We start from the raw sequence: 16,573 nt of genomic DNA on the forward strand, positions 1-16,573 counted from the left end.
AGGATTTTTTTATGTATTGTATTTCGCTGCCTATCCTTTTGAAGAACCCTCACTAATTTGCTATTAGGTCTTTTGGTTTGCTTTTTATTAGACACAAAGACTAAATCACTATTTTTGTCGAAATAAACATGATGAAAGTAACAGAAAAAACTGATAAACTAATCACATTAAGCATTATATTAATCAAGAATAATATTTGTAAGAATATTAAAATTGGAGGATCATATGTCTAATAACTATAAAAAGAATAAGAAACTTTTGAGTTCTGTGATTTGTGCTTCTGTCGCCACAAGTACTATTGTTGCTTTTGCACCGCAGGCAGGTGCTGAGGAAAATAAGGATTATTTTAAAGATGTAAACAAAAATGATCACTTTTATGAAGCTGTGAAAAGTCTGAACGCACGCGGAGTCATCAAAGGATATGACGATCAAACATTCCGTCCTTATTCAAAAGTGACGCGTGCCCAGGCAGCCAAGATTATTGCAATGGCGCTTAACATGGACACCAAAAATGTGAAAGATCCTGGCTTCAAGGATGTGACGAAAAGTGATTGGGCTTATGGATATGTGGCAGCTTTGGCCAATGCCGGCATTATTCAGGGGTACGATGATCAATTCAAACCGAATGAACCATTGTCACGTGCCCAGATGGCCAAAATTATTGCGCTGTCCTTCAAATTTGAAAAAGGCCAGTTAACGGACTCACCATTCACAGATGTAAAAAAAGATGATTGGTTTGCAGAATACGTCAAACCGTTACTTGATAAAGAGATTACAACAGGAACGACCCCTACGACCTTCTCGCCAAACAAACCAGTGCTGCGTGGCCAAATGGCATCCTTTATCATTCGCAGCGAACAGTCAAAGAGTAAAGTTTCGTCCGAAATCATCAATATCACTGAAAAAGAAATTGTCTTGAAATCAGGGACATATGAACTGACAGAGGAATTGAAGACATGGCTAAACTCCACTAACCTAAATGCTTTAAAAGGTGCAAGAATGAATCTGTCTCTAATTGACGGAAAAATCAAAAAAATAGAAGAGATTGAACTAACTGCAAGTGGAAAGGCCAGTCTTAATGAAACCGCTCCATACGCTAATCATGTGGTCTTTGACGGCAAAGGCGCAGTTATTGATGCTGACGTGATCGTAAACGGAGATTTTACCACTTTGCAGAATGTTACCATCAAGGGCAATTTGCAAATAGGGAAAAGTGTAGAAAAATCGTTTTATGCGGAAAGTGTAAAAGTTGAAGGGAAAACGATTATTTCAGATGAAGCACAAACTCTCTCTAATAAATCTTTAAATCGGAAATCATATAGTAGTAAATACCAAGCAGCTGCTGCTAAAGATTCAGCAGACGGAGCATCAGTAATATTTAATAACTCTAACTTGAACCAATTGGACATTAATAAGCCGAATGCCGTAATTGAATATAAGGGAAATACAAAAACGAATGCTATTATGATTGGAAGTCTAGTGGTATTTCAAGCGGAAGGATCAGCAGTCATAGCCAAACTGATTATTCCTTCTGGTGTAAATAACTTAACAATAAATGCGAATGTAGGAGAAATAGTTGTGATGGGCAATGGAAACATCACAATTTCTGGATCTGGAGATTTTGGAAGTATCATAGCATCAGAACAATCGGTTGTTTCCTTACAAACAACTGGAAAGATTGGAATGATGGAAACAAAAGACAAAGAATCTAAATTTTTACTGGGTAATGATACAAAAGTAGAGAATCTTAAGTTCCCTAATGGCGTCAAGCCGAATGAAGTGATTAAAAACTACGATCAAGTAAAAGGTAATATTGAAAAAGTGGGCGGAGAGAAAAACCCTGATGTGCCGAGTTCTGGTGGAGGCGGCGGTGGTGGAAGTGCCCCGTCGATATCTGTACCGCGATTATCAGAAATAGAGATTGGTTCTATTTCTCTAAATCCGCTAGATGGTTCGACTCTTGGAAAAGTAAGTGCGAAAAGCAGCAAAAAGGGATATTTATATTTAGTTCCTAAAAATACAGTTAAAACGGTTGACGCTTTAAATGCCGCTGTGAATAACCAAGGGGAGTCGAATTTTAAAGTTGCGGCTAGGAAAGCGGTGGCACCAGGGGTAGCTAGAGAATTTGATTTAACCGAATTCTCTCCTGGATCCTATGTTTTGTATGCGGTTGATTCTTCCGGCAACATTTCTAATGCTTCAGAAGAAATTAACGTGACAGGAGTTACGTTCCTTACACGAGCGCTCATGTTAAATATGATGTTATTTGATTCACCCAAATTGCCTAATGCTTTTAAAGAGGGTAGCAGTTCAGAAGAATTTACGGGAACCGAAAAGCCATTATATGCATTTGGTTTATATCCTTTGAAAGAAAAAGTGGCAATTGGCCAAATAGACATTCAAGCTTCAGAAGTTCAAGGCATTACTGAAGATGATTTAAAAGATTTAAAATTATATTCATTCACATTTGACGGTGAAAAAGTGGAAGTCCCTGGTGTTCAATTCACTTCAATTTCAGAGGGAGGAGTGCTTAAAACTATTCGAGTCTCGGGACTATCTATAGAAGCTATCCAAAATAATGTGAGTGAATATGTTCCGCTGTTTGTATTGGCTGGAACAGTTGATAACTTAGTGGCCGGAGACAAAGTTACTTTATCATTAAATAAAAGTAATATAAAAAATGTAGTTGGCGATCAATCTGGAAAGGATATAACCATCTACAATTTTCAAGATGTCATTGATCTTGATAATATCCCAGGGTTGCCACAAATTCCGCTCTATTCTTCAGAAGTCACACATCTCGTAGGTGAGCCAGAAGAAAGGGTAACCGTAAATTATTTTACCGATCTTGATCCTTCTAAAGGTGAAATTAGTGGAGAGTTGACATGGGTGCCTGGAAATGCGGATGGAACAACCCAATATGTTATTCGCTATGTAAATATCTTGGGTGATAAAATAGGTGAGCCAATTAGTGAAGTTGACGCAGATGTGACTAGCTTTGCAATACGTGAAAATACAAGTGTTCCTGCGAGTGCTGTGGGGATAGGTGTTTTTGCCAAGAATGACAATGGTGAGAGTTCAGTCGGAGGCACTATCCTGTTGCAAGATCATACTCCGCCTTTTATTAAATCTGCCTTTAATAGAGATAACCAATATATTGACATTATCTTTAACGAAGGCGTATATGGAGATAATGGACAGAACGAAGCGATAGAAGTATCTGACCTGAAACTATCTTTTGTAAAGGGATCTGGTACAGCCACTAATGTGAAAATAAAATCTCTAGGTGATTTCCGTGGTGATCCACTATATGGCGGTGAAACACAGGTACGAGCGTATTTAGAGGTGGAAGGAATTCCAAATGGGAAAGAATCTATCAGTATTACACCAGCGGATGGTTCTTCTATCTTTAATGGGGAAGGAACGCCAGTGGCATCTAGTGAAACGACAGGGGTTATCAGGTTAAGAGATAAAGTAGCACCAGCTGCAGTACAAGGGTTGTCTGTAAAAAGTGAGGATACGGATACAGAGGCTGCTGGTGGAGTTCGCAATATATTAAAATGGGAACCGAATACAGAAACTGATTTGGAAAAGTATTATATTTATCGAACCGAGGCTGGAATTCCTGAATTTCAGCTAGCTGAAGTAGATGGTGATGTTGAATCCTTTACAGACGAGGAAGCAACACCAGAAAAAGCTTACACATACACAATTGTGGCCGTTGATAAATATGGAAATGAATCTCCTGGGACAGATACAGAAGTCGTTACAGCGAATGATCTGCCAATCCAGGGGCCTGTCTCAGGATTAAGAGTTGAAGTTACAAGGAACCTAGAAGATAATACAGCTACCGTTAATGTAAGTCCTGCAGCTGCAACTGCTGATGGAAATAAGTTTGTTTATAAACTTAGTGAAGAAACAAACCCCCCAAGACCAAATGTAGGAGAAATACTATCAGGATGGGACGATCTCCCTGAAAATGGAGAGATACAACCATCTTTTAACGTACAGGTAGCAGAGGTTACTAGCTCAGGTGCAGTTGTAAAGTACGGTGTGAGTCAGACGATATCTGCCAGTGTTAAGAATGGAACAATAAGTTCCGCAACATCTCAGCCTGCTGTCACTATCTCATTGCACATGGATCTTCCAGATAATGAAAATATAGAAATTGATCTTAATAGTATTTCCTCTTGGTTTGCAAGCCCGTTAGCAGAGGATGATTTTAGTGCGGAAGCAACAGGTGAAACAGTAGAAAATGTTGGTATTGCAGTAGATTCTAACACTTTAACCCTTGATCCTGATGGATTAATGAGTGCTGACGATACTATCACATTGACATTTGGAAATGGCACAGATACGTGGGCTGAATTTAGTCAGGCACCTGTTCCACAATCAATGCTTAAGGTTTCTAGAACAGATCATAATGCAACAGGTCAATTTAAATTAGAAAATAATTTTTATACGAGCGGTACAGGAAATGCAAATGAATTCACATATTCCCCGGAAAGTGATTCCTTTCAATAGGTAGAAATAAATTTGAGAAGAAAAGTCCGTATCATTGGGCTTTTCTTTTTATAAGGTGGAAGCCATGTTTAATACAGTAAATGTTGATAAAGATAATTATTCGATTTTTCGTAACCTGATGCTGCCAAGGCATTTAGGGCTTTTTAAGGAGGCCGAAGTGCGTGTTGAAGCACTAGGAATATTATTGGAAGATCAGCCAATTGGTATTTCAATTGCTGAATTAGAAGTCAACAACAATAAAGCCAATGTTACTTATTTTACTGTCCGAGTGGAGGAAGATCATAATTTAGCAGTTAATATTCTATTACTTAGAACAGAAGAGGTATTAAAGACAAAAGGTTATACTTCCTTCGAATTGATTTTGCATACAGATGCAGATGAAGAGGAAATGATAAATATTTTTCTTGAAAAAGGCTGGACACCATCACTGCCTATGGTAACTTCATTTATTTGTTCTCCTCCAGAATTACATAGACACAAGTGGTTAACAAAACTAAGCAAATTTAAAAGCGTAGAAATCGTTCCATGGAAGAACCTACATCAATCTGAAGTGTCTAAGCTAAAAAATGATACCGATCAGTGGTCTTTCAATTACCTTATTTCTTTTAGGGCTATGGAACGTTTTGATAAAGACACAAGCTTCGCTTTGTGTGTAGAGAGTGAAATAAAAGGTTGGATTATTTGTGAAAAGATAGCAAGTAACATGATTCTCTGTCAATCGTTTTACGTTAAAGCTTCAGACCGGCTAAGTGGTGGAGGTCTTTTGTTACTTGCCGAATTGATGAAGAAGGCAGCCGAGTATAATTTATATACCATGTTTTATGTAGAAGATGGAAATGTCGACATGAAAAATATTTTACTTAAAAGATTAAGAGAAACGATTATAAAAGAAAAACGGGTGATTAAATTTTGGAAGTGAAAGGGGACAGAGGGACAGGTCCCTTGTCCCAAATAAAATAAAGCAAAGAGGTTAGTTGCTCGAGAGCACTAACTTCTTTTTGCGATTAAAGAAAGACTCTTAAGTTACCTCTAGTTGAACAAGATGCCCGTCCCCTAGCCGCTCTTCCAATTTTAGAAAAATCTGATACTATAATAAATAGAAATCATCTATTTATAAAGGAGATCAACATGGAGTTAATTCTTCTAATTATAGCTTTTATTATTCTGGAAAATTTTGTTTGGAAGAGTGGGAGAGGCAAGAGAGTGAAAAAGAATGACAATACATTGTTACAGCAAACGATGGAATTTCAGCGCCAGACGATGGAACGGGAGGCTATGGAACATCATCAAAGAGATATGGAAATGCAACAACAAATGAACAATAACATGCACAATCACTTTTAAAAGAATTTTGATGAGCAGAGAGGAAATTACTATGGCTAGAATCATCTCAAATAAGAATCATTTAGAAACGGATATCAAGAAATTAAATGGGGCAAAACGGCGTGGAAGCATTAGTATTTTAGGACTAACTATTGGGGCGTTTATCTTGCATTTATCTATCCTGCCTCTTATAGGACCAATTATTTGCTTCGCTTTAATGACGATACCCGCTAGAAAGAATAAACAGCTTGTTAAAGAGATCCAAATACTGAGGTCAGGATTAAAAGGGGAAAAACAGGCTTTAGAGTTTTTCAAACAACTTCCAGAGGACTATACAGTTTTTTCAGATTTAGAAATAATAGCAGAAGGGAAAAAAAGTCAATTAGACAATGTTATTGTTGGTCCTAATGGGATCTTTGTAATAGAGACTAAAAATCTTAATGGTGAGATTCAAGGAAATTCAGACGACACGCAGCTGACACAGTATAAGATTGGCAGAAAGGGCAATCCATATAATAAGACCTTTTACAATCCTATTAAACAAGTTTCAACCCATGTCTATAGGTTATCGCGTTTATTGAAATCGAATGGTGTAGATACCTGGATTCAGGGGGCGGTCTACTTCGCTAACCCAGATTGCAGTGTCATGGTTCATAATGATTCGGATATCCCCGTATTTTCACATAGCGATAACCGCCATATGCTTCAATATATATTGAGTTACCAAGGGAAGAAGAAAGTTTCTTTACAAGATAAAGAGAAATTGGAGCAATTGCTTATAAGTTAAGGGAATGATAAAGGGACACATCCGTTATTCCACCAAGTAATGTTAAAAATCCTTGTGGAGATTCGATCTCTACAAGGATTTTTAAGTTGAGCAACCTGTCCTTTTTATGAAATTTCTTACAGGAAAAAATCAGGTTTAGCACTTCTTTATATTTGCTGGTGCTAAACTTTTGAATTTAAATATAATAATTTTGATAAACTTCTCGATAATCTTCTAAAGCCAATTCGGCAATATCATCATCTGTTAAGATTTGATCATCAATAGGCGAATATTCGAATTGCTTATTGACTACTATCGCTTCATTCGCTTTTTCCTCCAATAACTCTTTATCTATTGATGGAAATTCAAAGAAGAAACTTTCTCTAAGAGTTTCGCGTAACTCATCTAAAAATTCTTTTCCAGTATCTGTGATTCTATATTCAGCTGTCTCTACTCGTTTTATATAACCACTTAAAAATAGTTCCGATAATGTACCATCAATAAAAGCCCTTATATCATCCTTTTTGCGCTGTTTTTCGAGATTTTCCCATAGATTTAGATTTTTTGCTAGGTTTATTTTGAAATCTGAGTGTGTCACGACATTACGCCCCATATTATGCAGACGATTCATTTCTTTTAGAAACAGATAGTATTTTTGAGTTTTAATAATGGTTTTGTTTTCCATGTTTACTCACTCCTTTATTTTACATTCCTTGCATTGTATTACTTTTGGACTAAGTGTAGACCAAACAAAGAGTTAAATACGGAAACTTTTGGAAAGGAGGAGCCAAGGACAGGGACCTTGTTCTACTACATATAAGCGGATTTATCATGAAAAACAGTGACTTTAAATAAGTAACTTAATAGAAGGGAAGAAGGTATAATTGCTCTTTTGTAGAATAATTTACCTATTACAAAAGAAAGAGAGTTGGATGTTATGAAGAAACTAGCTGTCAGCCTTTTATTTTCTTTAATTATGCTGTTAAGTATAAATACTGTTGATTCTCAAGCAGCGGAGAACCCCCAAAAAACAACTGTATCTTTATCAACTTTAATTGCACGTGAAAATCCTAGCCCTTCTGCAAAATCAGTTGGATCGTTTAAAAAAGGGAATGTAGTTTATGTCCATTCTACAAGGCCTGGTGGATGGGCAGAAGTTCGCTATAATGGCAAACCAGCTTATGTTCCGGCTATGTATTTAAAATTAACAAATAGCTACCTTCCTCAAAAATCAAAGAAATATTCCTATTCATACTATGAAGGCTCATCGACTATGAAGTACATCGGGACGAGCGGGGGCTATGATCGGTGGAGAAGTATATTTACCTACGCAGAAAAGGAAGAGAATGTTCTCTATTTTTCCGAAAGCCTAGAAGGTTTGTTCAGCGGCTATTACTATTCAGGCAAATTTATAAAAACACAGGATTTAAAATATCCAATTAAAGCAGGTACTGTGTGGACAAACGTGTTCAGCGGAGATGATTATTACGCGGTATCCAAACATATGATCACATCGACAAGCGTCACACGCAAGACGCCGGTTGGTACTTTTAAAAACGTAGTACAGGTTGCTGTCGAAACGAATGATGGTTACTCCATTCACCGCTACTATGATTACTATGCAAAAGGAGTAGGCTGGATTGGTTCAAGAGAGCGGGATGGTAGCTGCGCTTCGGCATGTGGGGATATCACTTCAATTAAGTAAAGGCGTCCCTCTGTTTTTATAAAATGAGAAGGAAGAGGTGATGAATTTTGTTAGCAGAAATCCACAATAAAATCTCACAATCCAGTAGCTATCTATTAGACCGATCGGAGGATCAACTTACAGGAAGCTTTTTCGGAGCCATTCGTTATTTACCTTTCGAGCTTGGTTTGAAACAAGCATTATCTTCAGCGGAATTCAGTCAAGATCATAGTAACGATAAATGGAGAGACTGGCTAGATGGTCAAACGGGCTTTCCTGCTACATGGAATTTCTGGCACCGAGAGGAAGAAGGAGAAATTGATTTATTCATTTCTTTTAATGAAATGGTTATAGGTATAGAAGTTAAATATCTAAGCGGGATTTCTTCCGAGGATCAAGACATAACCGATCAAGATCAGCCTGTGCAAAGTATAAACCAGCTAGCCCGCTACTCTAGAATGCTTGAACGAATATCTGGAACCCGCGATGCATTCTTACTCTTTCTTGCTCCTTATGAAATGATGGTAGATGTGAAAAAAACATTGGAAGGCCGTTCTATTATTTCTCCTTCAGTTGAGCTTGGTTATCTGTGCTGGGAGGATATCTATGAGTCGCTAAGAGAGCTGAATATTGACCAATTAGATAGAGGACAGCAATTCATATTAAAGGATTTGCGGGATTTATTGCATAAAAAAGGGTTTATTCGTTTTAGGGGATTTGCCTTAGATGAAGGGATACCGCCTATTATGAAAACACCCTATGCTTATGATTATAAGAATATAGACAATGAATATTCATGGAATTGGCATGTTCAAGACATTAAGGAGGGTCAGTCGTATGTCTACAAAAGTGGTTACTGATTTAGGAGAAAATATATCAAATGCGGTTCAAGTTTTGCAAGAGACTTATAAAAACGTACATTTATTACTAAATGAATTAGACAGAATTGGAGAAAAAGAGGGGTATACTTCTCTCACGCCAAAATTTTTGCGATGGAAATCTGATTCTGCTTACGATGGCTGGTTAACAAGCAACTTTATCAAATTATATCAGCTGAAGAATGAATCTCCATTGCCGCATCTGCCTAATATGACGGATGGACTTGTCTATGGAATCGAAGTGGATCTTGTAGGAGAAGAAAACTATCCAACTATTTCTCTGATTAAATATACATTTGATTTTACATATTGGACAAGAACACCTGCGATTTCTGATCACTGGGTCTTCTGGGATCCTTTCCGAAATGAGAGATTTTTTGAAATTAACCATACAGATGGGATTTGGACAAGTACAGCATTAGAAAAAGGGAAAACACGCTATTGGGGTCTGGAAAATGCGTCTGCTATTGAAATTCCACTCGTATCCGTGAGTTCACCTGAAGATATTTCAGAGAAAATATTTAAAAAATTTTAATTCTGAGAGGAGACGAGGATAGGTTCCGTTTGATTATTTGGATAGAAGAAGGTGTAAGGATCGTTAGGATCATTTAAAAAATACTTAAGTAAAAAGCAGGAGGTAGATTCATTTGAAAAAAATGTTTGCTGTGTTATGTGCTTTCGTCTTTTTAGTTATCACTAATCAAACATATGCAGCAGAACATCCACAGAAGGTGTTAGTCAATGGAGATGTTCTGAATGTAAGAGAATACCCAAGTGCCAAAGCGAAGGTCGTAGGAAAGTTAAAGAAAGGACAGGTTACTTATATTCATTCGAGACGACCTGGAGGCTGGGCAGAAATTCGACACAATAATAAGCGAGCTTTCGTTGCCTTGGCATATTTAAAGGTAGCGGATTCTTATATGCCTAACATCCATAAGAAATATACGTATGTAATTGACGGAGAAAAGATCAGCAATTCTTATGTAAAAAAATACGGTGGCTGGGATATGTGGAAAACAAATGAGGGCTACGAATATCTTCGCAAAGAAGATTTAAATGGTCTTTATTTAGGCTATCCTTACTCAGAATACTATACAGATATTCACTATCCAATTGAAATAGGAAAGTGGTGGGAGATCGGAACGGAAGGGAACGGAAAAGCTTACGTGAATTCAGTATCCAAAACAGTTAAAACTTTAGCAGGCACATTCAAAAACTGCGTTGAAGTCATAGACGATGAAGGAAACAGAACGTATTATGCCAAAAATGTCGGTGTTGTAAAGTTTACCGACTCCTACGGAAATGCCTATTCACAACTAGCCAAGATCAGTAATAGATAGTGAAAGATGAGACGATGAAACACAATTTCCCTAGTGATCTGACATTCGTCAATTTGAAGATTAAGAGTTGGATTGGGTAAAACTTGTATAAAGGTGTCGGTCAAGAAGTAATAAACTAAAACACAGGGACGGCTCTCCTGTCTCACTCCCGCCATGGGAATGAAACAGACAGCCGTCCCCTGTTTTAATCAAAGTTCAATCATATTTCCGCCATTCATATCAGCTCGGTACGCTTTCGTTTCACGAACGTAACGATCTAAAGCGTCACTGAAATAGGTATTTCCCTTGAGTACAAATAGTTGGTTGTCGTACACCGCAAAGTCATCGACATTATAATCTACTAACTCTTCTTTGTTCGAGCCATCTAGATCCATTCGGTAGAGTGTGTAGTAGGCAATGTAATAAATTTTCCCATCCAAGTATTTGTAGCTAAACATAGGGTCCTCACTATCAGTTAATTCCTCAATATGTTTTGTTTTTAAATTGAATCGACTGATACTGTCAGAACTTTGATAGTAGACCCAATCCCCAATTTTAAGCGGTACGCTTTTTCCTGGGGTTTTGTCGAATGTAAGTTGAACCGGCGCATCATTTTTCCCTATATGGTAAATTTGTGGACGGCCTTCGTCATCATCTTCACTATAATAATACTCAGTTGGATAATAATTTTCTTGATATAACGACCCATCATGCAGGAATCTCATATCGCCGAGATATACATACTGATCTGAGACAGATAATTCTTTGTCTACGGTAAATGAATCATAGGGGAATTTCTCCACTTTTCCTAACAAGAAATTATACTTATATACCTCAGTAATGCCTCCCTGATAGGCTTTGAAAAATAAATCGTGCTCTGTCGCAGCTACTTCATTTGCGTTTGCCCCAGGTACTTCAGCAATTTTCTTTTTAACGCCGCCTTTTAACTCATACACCTTTCCTGATTCAACGAAATACACTGCTTGTTTGTTGCGGGCAAAAGGGGATGCAGCAGTGGCTTCATTCGTATCGGGCTTCATCGTTTCATCTAAAAGGGAAAAGAAGTTCACTGTGTAGCTCAGATTCTTATGATTTCCTTGAAGATCCTTTAGCCCATTTACGGTTACTTCGTATTCTCCATTGTATGCACGATAATGTTTTCCAGGGTGGAAAGTGATTCCATAAGCCCCACCGTAGCCTGTATATGAGTCCACAGAAAGGAATTCTCCGCTATTTAAATAATTCTTATCTGTACTAGTAAGCTTCCACGTTTGTCCATCAGAGAGACGCTTCATAGAAATCGTTATATTCTTTTCCAACGGGGCTTGATAAATGTCTGGGTTTAATGAAAGAGACCAAGACTCTCTCGTTGAAAAATACTCGTTTGGATAAAAACCTTTATTCGGGTGAGCGACATACTCCCGGCCAAAAGGAGAATCCGCAGCATGCGTCACTTGCAGGCTTGTGTAGCCTCGATCTTTTTCATTAATAGCCATACCAAATCCGACAGTGGATAACGCTGGATGCAGCACCCATTTTCTATGCCCTACATCTGAATAATTTTCTTGCTCAGCATCAGCGATCCATCTCTTAACAGCGTAAGCTAGAGAGTTGAAATCATTTCTAGTCACTGAGCGCAGCGTATGTTCATAGGAATAAAATGATTGCAGGTTAGCTGAAGACAATGAATTGGCCGCCTTTTGATAAAAGGCATTAGGCATATCAGCCGGCTGGGCAAAGCCATGCTGCACGGCATTCATTTTGGCCATCAGTACGGAACCATGCTGAGCTGATGTATTTAATTCAGCCGAAGCTTGAACAGGAGGCAAGTCCGCTAGGTATCGATAAAAATTAATGGCATTTTCGCCGTCTTTTATGTATCCAGATTGCAATTTACCTGTAGAGTAAGGCGCTTTAATTGCCGGTGCTTGTAAAAATGGATTTCCCGTGAAAGTTGCTTTCGTTTTGTTAAACTGCTGAACGATTTCTTCTTTCGTTTTTAGTTTTTCTTTAGCTGTGTGCAGGGAGTTTAACTTGCCCGTTTCCATTCTTAATAAAATCGTACAAGCCTGGCCTCTTGTGAAAGGCTCTTCTGGTCCATAGCTTTTGATCGTTTTGATCCCGTCTCTTCCAATGGACAGCCCTGTATCAAACATGAATTGCACTGCAGTTGCTTCATCGATTAATTCACCCTTTGTTGCGGCAGCAAGCACTTTTGCAACCGTTCCCCTCGTGACAATAGTGTTTTTGATTGCGTCTGACTGATATCCCTTTAACGGGAGATTATACCCTTTTAACCGATTGTACAGGGGTTGAGCCCAGTGTTCGCCGGCCTTCGCAGCAGGTACATTTGTTTGTTTAAAATAATTGATCAGCATAGATACAAACTGACCTTCAGTTAAATGGTTATTTGGTTTAAATAACCCATTATTACCTTTGACATACCCTTTAGATGCAGCCCATTCGACCTGGTCATATGCCCAGAAACTTTTCGGAACATCGCTAAAGGATTGCGCCGAAGCTGTCTTCGGAATTTGTGTGAAAAATAAGAGTCCAACTAACAAAAATAAAATACTTTTCCTCATTACGTACCTCCTAAAATACTAAAATGAATAAAATGTCATAATACTAATATACCGAAATGCTTATGGGGAATCAAAGTGAAATACGGGGTAGGGAGTGCGGTATCTATACAGGGGTGCCTGACCCCAATCGCGTTAAAGCGACAAAGGGCAGGCACCTTTTTTTACTTATAATCCAGCAGCGGAATCGTACTTGCTAACCGGTCATAGAAGCGGATGTATTCATGTGCTTCAGGTGTAACAGGTCTTTCGCTGTTTTCAAAGTACATGTAAGGGTGCTCGCCAGGAGATCCCATGAAGTAAGCGTATTGAGATTTCTTTTTTATAAGTCGGTAGGACGGACCGAATTCATTATAAGCATACTTCGCTGGGACGCGCATAATATTTGCAACCCATACCAGTTGGTTGGCCACGCGTGTATCTTGATAATAGAAGTTGAGTGTTTCTTGATAAACTCCATCATAATTTCTGCTCGTTTCTTCTTTTATAACTAATTTGTCCTTTATGTAGTAAGGCAGATTCATCGTCACGTTAAATTTCGCGTTTGTATAAGCATAGGTTTTAAAGTCGTCATTTAATGCTCGTGTTAAGAACACACTGAATTGAGCTCTTGTTAACGAGTTCTTCGGTCTAAATGTCTGATCGGCATAGCCGGTTGTAATGTTATTTGCGGCAAGCTTTGTGATATAAGGGTAAGCCCAATAACCGACGGGCGCATCTTTAAAGGCCACCGTACTTTCACCTTCTAGTTGGAAAGCGCTTGCTACCATTCTCGCCATGACTTCACGTGAAATCAATGCATTCGGGTAGAGGTAGGCACTCTTAGGGTAAATACCTTCATCCACAACCGCTGCAATTTCGCGGTAAGCATAGTGATTCATTGGAACGTCCTTAAATCCTGGATTGGGACGATTGGTTAAGTTTAATTTCAATCCTCGGGCAATCATCGTCATCGCTTGCACGCGAGTCACATAGTTATTCGGTCGAAACGTACCATCAGAATAACCTTTAATGACGCTTTTTTGATAGAGATAGTCGATTTCCTCATGCGCCCAGTGTTCATCTAAATCTCTGAAACTTTCACTGTACGCCGCGCTTACTGGCTGCACACTTGAGAAAATGAAGCCAAATAACAACGTGAATAGAATAAATTTTTTCATTTTAATCATCCTTTCTAAATAAAATGGGGACTGACCCCCACTGCGTTAAAGCGTGAAAGAGGCGACATTCTATTTATAAGGCTCTATCTTCTCTAGTTCAGAAGTGACAGTGAAGTTGGAGCCAATGTCTATGTATTCATCTTTGACCAAGCCTAAACCTTTGGCCCAGTATTCTTTCATAATTATAAGGGAGCCATCTTTTTGGGTTATTTGTTTTTCTTTGACGATGACATGATCGACTATGCCGTAGGGTAGCTGGATTTCGGCATTTGTTTTGGTGATTTTCCATCCATTAATCTCTTGACCTGGCCGGAGCGGGGATTGGAGGAGGGCCTCTCTATTTTTGTATCGATCTAATTTAGACAGATCGACGGTGCCTTGATCATAGACTTCCGTTTTATGATAGACATTAGCCAGTTCATTTTGACTGATGTCGAAGATTGACAACGCTCTCGTACCTCCGTTATCAATATAGGTTTCAAGCAGACCATTCTTTACCGACATGACTGACTCAGTGTATGAAGCGTATTCATTTCCTTCGCCTTTGAAATATTTAACGCTCATTTCTGGCGGAGCGTATTCAGTCAGATCTACTGTAACAGCTGGCGCATCCGCAGTAAAAATATCGGCTGACATCGTCTGAGGATTGTAGTTTACCTCCGCTCCCAGCATCTCAGCAATATCTCGGAGCTTTACAAAGGTCTTTTCATCATTATGATACCAAGTATGACTTTCAACTGGCTGTCCGTTTACCGTCACATCTAGCCGATTTTTATGAATGTGTTCCTCTTCCACCGTGGCTATGTTCCCCCGTGGTGTTTTATATTGATCAATCACTGTGCCAGCATATGTAACTCCAGATCCAATCCCTGCCGTGAGTATAGCACCTATAATGATCCCTTTCATTGTGTCTTCTTTCGGTTTTTTCAAGGTTTCTCCTCCTTCGACTTTTTCATAAAAGGCGAATCTAAATGTAGTGATTAGGTACTTTCACTTAAAACTATAAGACTATGTTTAAAATATCATAAGTTTTCCTTTGTTTACATTAAATTCATAGTATAAAAGTATTTTTGTAACCTTTTACCCATTATTAACTTCGTGTATTAAGATTTATAGAGAAGAGGTCGATATTAATACAAAGTACAATCAAAGAAATTTGATGTCACAAAGCTATAGGGGCTAAGGAGATTACTCTATGCCAGCCAGCTGCCATTGCCTAAAAATAGAGGAGGAAAAGGGAATGTACAGAAAAGTTACCCCGGTTGTTGCGGCCGTGTTTGCAACAGGAATGATGTTGTCAGCGCCTGCTTATGCAGCACCAAAAGAAGATCACAAGCCGGTAAACAGTGTGAAAGAGAAGAAGGAAGCAAAAGAAAAGGAAAAAGGTCAAAATAAAGGCCAGACACAACAGCTTAAATCGGTCGACAAAAAGCTAGATAAAATTGAAGAATTCCTAATTGCATATAAAGCAAAGCTTGCAAGTATGGAAGAAAAAGAAGAAACTGAAAAAGATACTGATGTTCCAGAAGAGGAAAATCAGACACCTGAAGAACAGGAACAAGAATTACCTGCAGAGGGTACGGACGAAGAGCCTGTGAATGATGATGAAACAACTGAAGAGCAGACTCCTCAGGAACCTGCAGATGAAGAGAATGCAGGTGTAGAAGAACCAGCTGATCATGCAACAGCTCAATCGGAAGACGTAATTGTGGATGAAGACTTAACAGATACAGAGATTGAGGAGGAAGTAGAAGAAGTAGAAAATGAAGTAAAGGCTTTTCCGGGTTACGCTGGTAAATTCCATGCACTTGAAAACCGTCTGAATGCAGTGACCAACCAGTTAAATGCTCTTTCTAGAAAAGGAGCCGACAGTGCAGCTTTAAAGGAGCGATATGACCGTATTGCTACACTTAAAGCAGAGATTACAGCAATCGTGGCACAAATTAAAGGCATTCAAGAGAACGTGAATGAAGAAATAGAAAAAGATGAGAGTGTGTTAGAAAAAGCACCTGTAGAAGATGTGGCTACAACAAAGGAATGGACGATCAAATTTAACCAGAGACTAGATGAAAAAACACTTTCAGAACTAGATATCATCATTCTTGACGAAGAGAAGAACCTTGTAGAAACTACATTTAGTTACTCAAGTAAAACAAAATCCATCACCGTATCTGCTTTACAGCCATATGAAGCCGGAAGTACATACACGCTTTACATTGGCAAAAAGATTTCCGGGTTGAACGGGAAAGACTTAAAGAACTCTGTAAAGATGAATTTTTCGGTGGGGGACTGACCCCCACTGCGTTAAACCACTAAAGCAAAGTCCCGCATCCTCAC

At 38.5% G+C, this 16,573-nt stretch carries 13 protein-coding genes and 1 riboswitch; of the genes, 9 read left to right on the top strand and 4 right to left on the bottom strand.

What is annotated here, in order from left to right; translation table 11 throughout:
- The first annotated feature begins 225 nt into the window (after positions 1-225).
- The 4 genes from JOC78_RS06775 to JOC78_RS06790 all read left to right on the top strand — a co-directional run bounded on the left by JOC78_RS06775 (position 226) and on the right by JOC78_RS06790 (position 6,634).
- The gene (locus JOC78_RS06775) at positions 226-4,524 is read left to right on the top strand and encodes an S-layer homology domain-containing protein (protein WP_204553740.1); all 4,299 of its coding nucleotides are present in this window, start codon (positions 226-228) and stop codon (positions 4,522-4,524) included.
- Between the two features lie 64 nt (positions 4,525-4,588).
- The gene (locus tag JOC78_RS06780) at positions 4,589-5,443 is read left to right on the top strand and encodes a hypothetical protein (RefSeq protein WP_204553741.1); all 855 of its coding nucleotides are present in this window, start codon (positions 4,589-4,591) and stop codon (positions 5,441-5,443) included.
- A gap of 209 nt (positions 5,444-5,652) precedes the next feature.
- Positions 5,653-5,868 (top strand): hypothetical protein, encoded by a 216-nt coding sequence (locus tag JOC78_RS06785; RefSeq protein WP_204553742.1) that lies wholly within the window; start codon positions 5,653-5,655, stop codon positions 5,866-5,868.
- A gap of 31 nt (positions 5,869-5,899) precedes the next feature.
- The gene (locus JOC78_RS06790; protein ID WP_239587033.1) at positions 5,900-6,634 is read left to right on the top strand and encodes a nuclease-related domain-containing protein; all 735 of its coding nucleotides are present in this window, start codon (positions 5,900-5,902) and stop codon (positions 6,632-6,634) included.
- 175 nt (positions 6,635-6,809) lie between these two features.
- Here the strand turns inward: JOC78_RS06790 and JOC78_RS06795 are convergent, their stop codons facing one another.
- Positions 6,810-7,298 carry a hypothetical protein gene (locus tag JOC78_RS06795; RefSeq protein WP_204553743.1) on the bottom strand — a complete coding sequence of 163 codons (489 nt, stop codon included), beginning with the start codon at positions 7,296-7,298 and terminating at the stop codon, positions 6,810-6,812.
- 252 nt (positions 7,299-7,550) lie between these two features.
- Between JOC78_RS06795 and JOC78_RS06800 the strand changes: the two genes are divergently transcribed.
- The 4 genes from JOC78_RS06800 (at position 7,551) to JOC78_RS06815 (ending at position 10,515) form a co-directional block, all read left to right on the top strand.
- A complete protein-coding gene (locus JOC78_RS06800; RefSeq protein ID WP_204553744.1) occupies positions 7,551-8,318 on the top strand; it encodes an SH3 domain-containing protein in 768 nt (255 codons plus the stop codon).
- A 47-nt stretch (positions 8,319-8,365) separates the two neighbouring features.
- Positions 8,366-9,157 carry a hypothetical protein gene (locus tag JOC78_RS06805; RefSeq protein WP_204553745.1) on the top strand — a complete coding sequence of 264 codons (792 nt, stop codon included), beginning with the start codon at positions 8,366-8,368 and terminating at the stop codon, positions 9,155-9,157.
- Positions 9,135-9,710, top strand: coding sequence for a hypothetical protein (locus JOC78_RS06810; RefSeq protein WP_204553746.1), 576 nt, complete (start codon positions 9,135-9,137; stop codon positions 9,708-9,710). Before JOC78_RS06805 ends, JOC78_RS06810 begins: the two co-directional genes overlap by 23 nt.
- Positions 9,711-9,831: 121 nt before the next feature.
- Entirely contained in the window at positions 9,832-10,515 is a 684-nt protein-coding gene (locus tag JOC78_RS06815) for an SH3 domain-containing protein (RefSeq protein WP_239587057.1), read from the top strand.
- 188 nt (positions 10,516-10,703) lie between these two features.
- On the opposite strand, the gene JOC78_RS06820 is transcribed toward JOC78_RS06815, so the two are convergent.
- From JOC78_RS06820 to JOC78_RS06830, 3 genes are all read right to left on the bottom strand, one after another.
- Positions 10,704-13,079 carry an S-layer homology domain-containing protein gene (locus JOC78_RS06820; RefSeq protein WP_204553748.1) on the bottom strand — a complete coding sequence of 792 codons (2,376 nt, stop codon included), beginning with the start codon at positions 13,077-13,079 and terminating at the stop codon, positions 10,704-10,706.
- A gap of 161 nt (positions 13,080-13,240) precedes the next feature.
- Positions 13,241-14,236, bottom strand: coding sequence for an S-layer homology domain-containing protein (locus tag JOC78_RS06825; protein ID WP_204553749.1), 996 nt, complete (start codon positions 14,234-14,236; stop codon positions 13,241-13,243).
- A 69-nt stretch (positions 14,237-14,305) separates the two neighbouring features.
- The gene (locus JOC78_RS06830; protein WP_204553750.1) at positions 14,306-15,166 is read right to left on the bottom strand and encodes a stalk domain-containing protein; all 861 of its coding nucleotides are present in this window, start codon (positions 15,164-15,166) and stop codon (positions 14,306-14,308) included.
- 199 nt (positions 15,167-15,365) lie between these two features.
- A riboswitch (cyclic di-GMP riboswitch) is annotated at positions 15,366-15,450 on the top strand.
- A 26-nt stretch (positions 15,451-15,476) separates the two neighbouring features.
- Between JOC78_RS06830 and JOC78_RS06835 the strand changes: the two genes are divergently transcribed.
- Positions 15,477-16,529, top strand: a complete 1,053-nt coding sequence (locus tag JOC78_RS06835; RefSeq protein WP_204553751.1) for an Ig-like domain-containing domain — start codon at positions 15,477-15,479, stop codon at positions 16,527-16,529.
- Positions 16,530-16,573: the final 44 nt, after the last annotated feature.

Source organism: Bacillus ectoiniformans, assembly GCF_016908875.1.
GTDB classification, from domain to species: Bacteria; Bacillota; Bacilli; order Bacillales; family Domibacillaceae; genus Bacillus_BX; species Bacillus_BX ectoiniformans.

Coding starts and splice junctions, on each gene's coding strand:
- JOC78_RS06775 (WP_204553740.1), top strand. CDS start 226: ATGTCTAATAACTATAAAAAGAATAAGAAACTTTTGAGTTCTGTGATT.
- JOC78_RS06780 (WP_204553741.1), top strand. CDS start 4,589: ATGTTTAATACAGTAAATGTTGATAAAGATAATTATTCGATTTTTCGT.
- JOC78_RS06785 (WP_204553742.1), top strand. CDS start 5,653: ATGGAGTTAATTCTTCTAATTATAGCTTTTATTATTCTGGAAAATTTT.
- JOC78_RS06790 (WP_239587033.1), top strand. CDS start 5,900: ATGGCTAGAATCATCTCAAATAAGAATCATTTAGAAACGGATATCAAG.
- JOC78_RS06795 (WP_204553743.1), bottom strand. CDS start 7,298: ATGGAAAACAAAACCATTATTAAAACTCAAAAATACTATCTGTTTCTA.
- JOC78_RS06800 (WP_204553744.1), top strand. CDS start 7,551: ATGAAGAAACTAGCTGTCAGCCTTTTATTTTCTTTAATTATGCTGTTA.
- JOC78_RS06810 (WP_204553746.1), top strand. CDS start 9,135: ATGTCTACAAAAGTGGTTACTGATTTAGGAGAAAATATATCAAATGCG.
- JOC78_RS06815 (WP_239587057.1), top strand. CDS start 9,832: ATGTTTGCTGTGTTATGTGCTTTCGTCTTTTTAGTTATCACTAATCAA.
- JOC78_RS06820 (WP_204553748.1), bottom strand. CDS start 13,079: ATGAGGAAAAGTATTTTATTTTTGTTAGTTGGACTCTTATTTTTCACA.
- JOC78_RS06825 (WP_204553749.1), bottom strand. CDS start 14,236: ATGAAAAAATTTATTCTATTCACGTTGTTATTTGGCTTCATTTTCTCA.
- JOC78_RS06835 (WP_204553751.1), top strand. CDS start 15,477: ATGTACAGAAAAGTTACCCCGGTTGTTGCGGCCGTGTTTGCAACAGGA.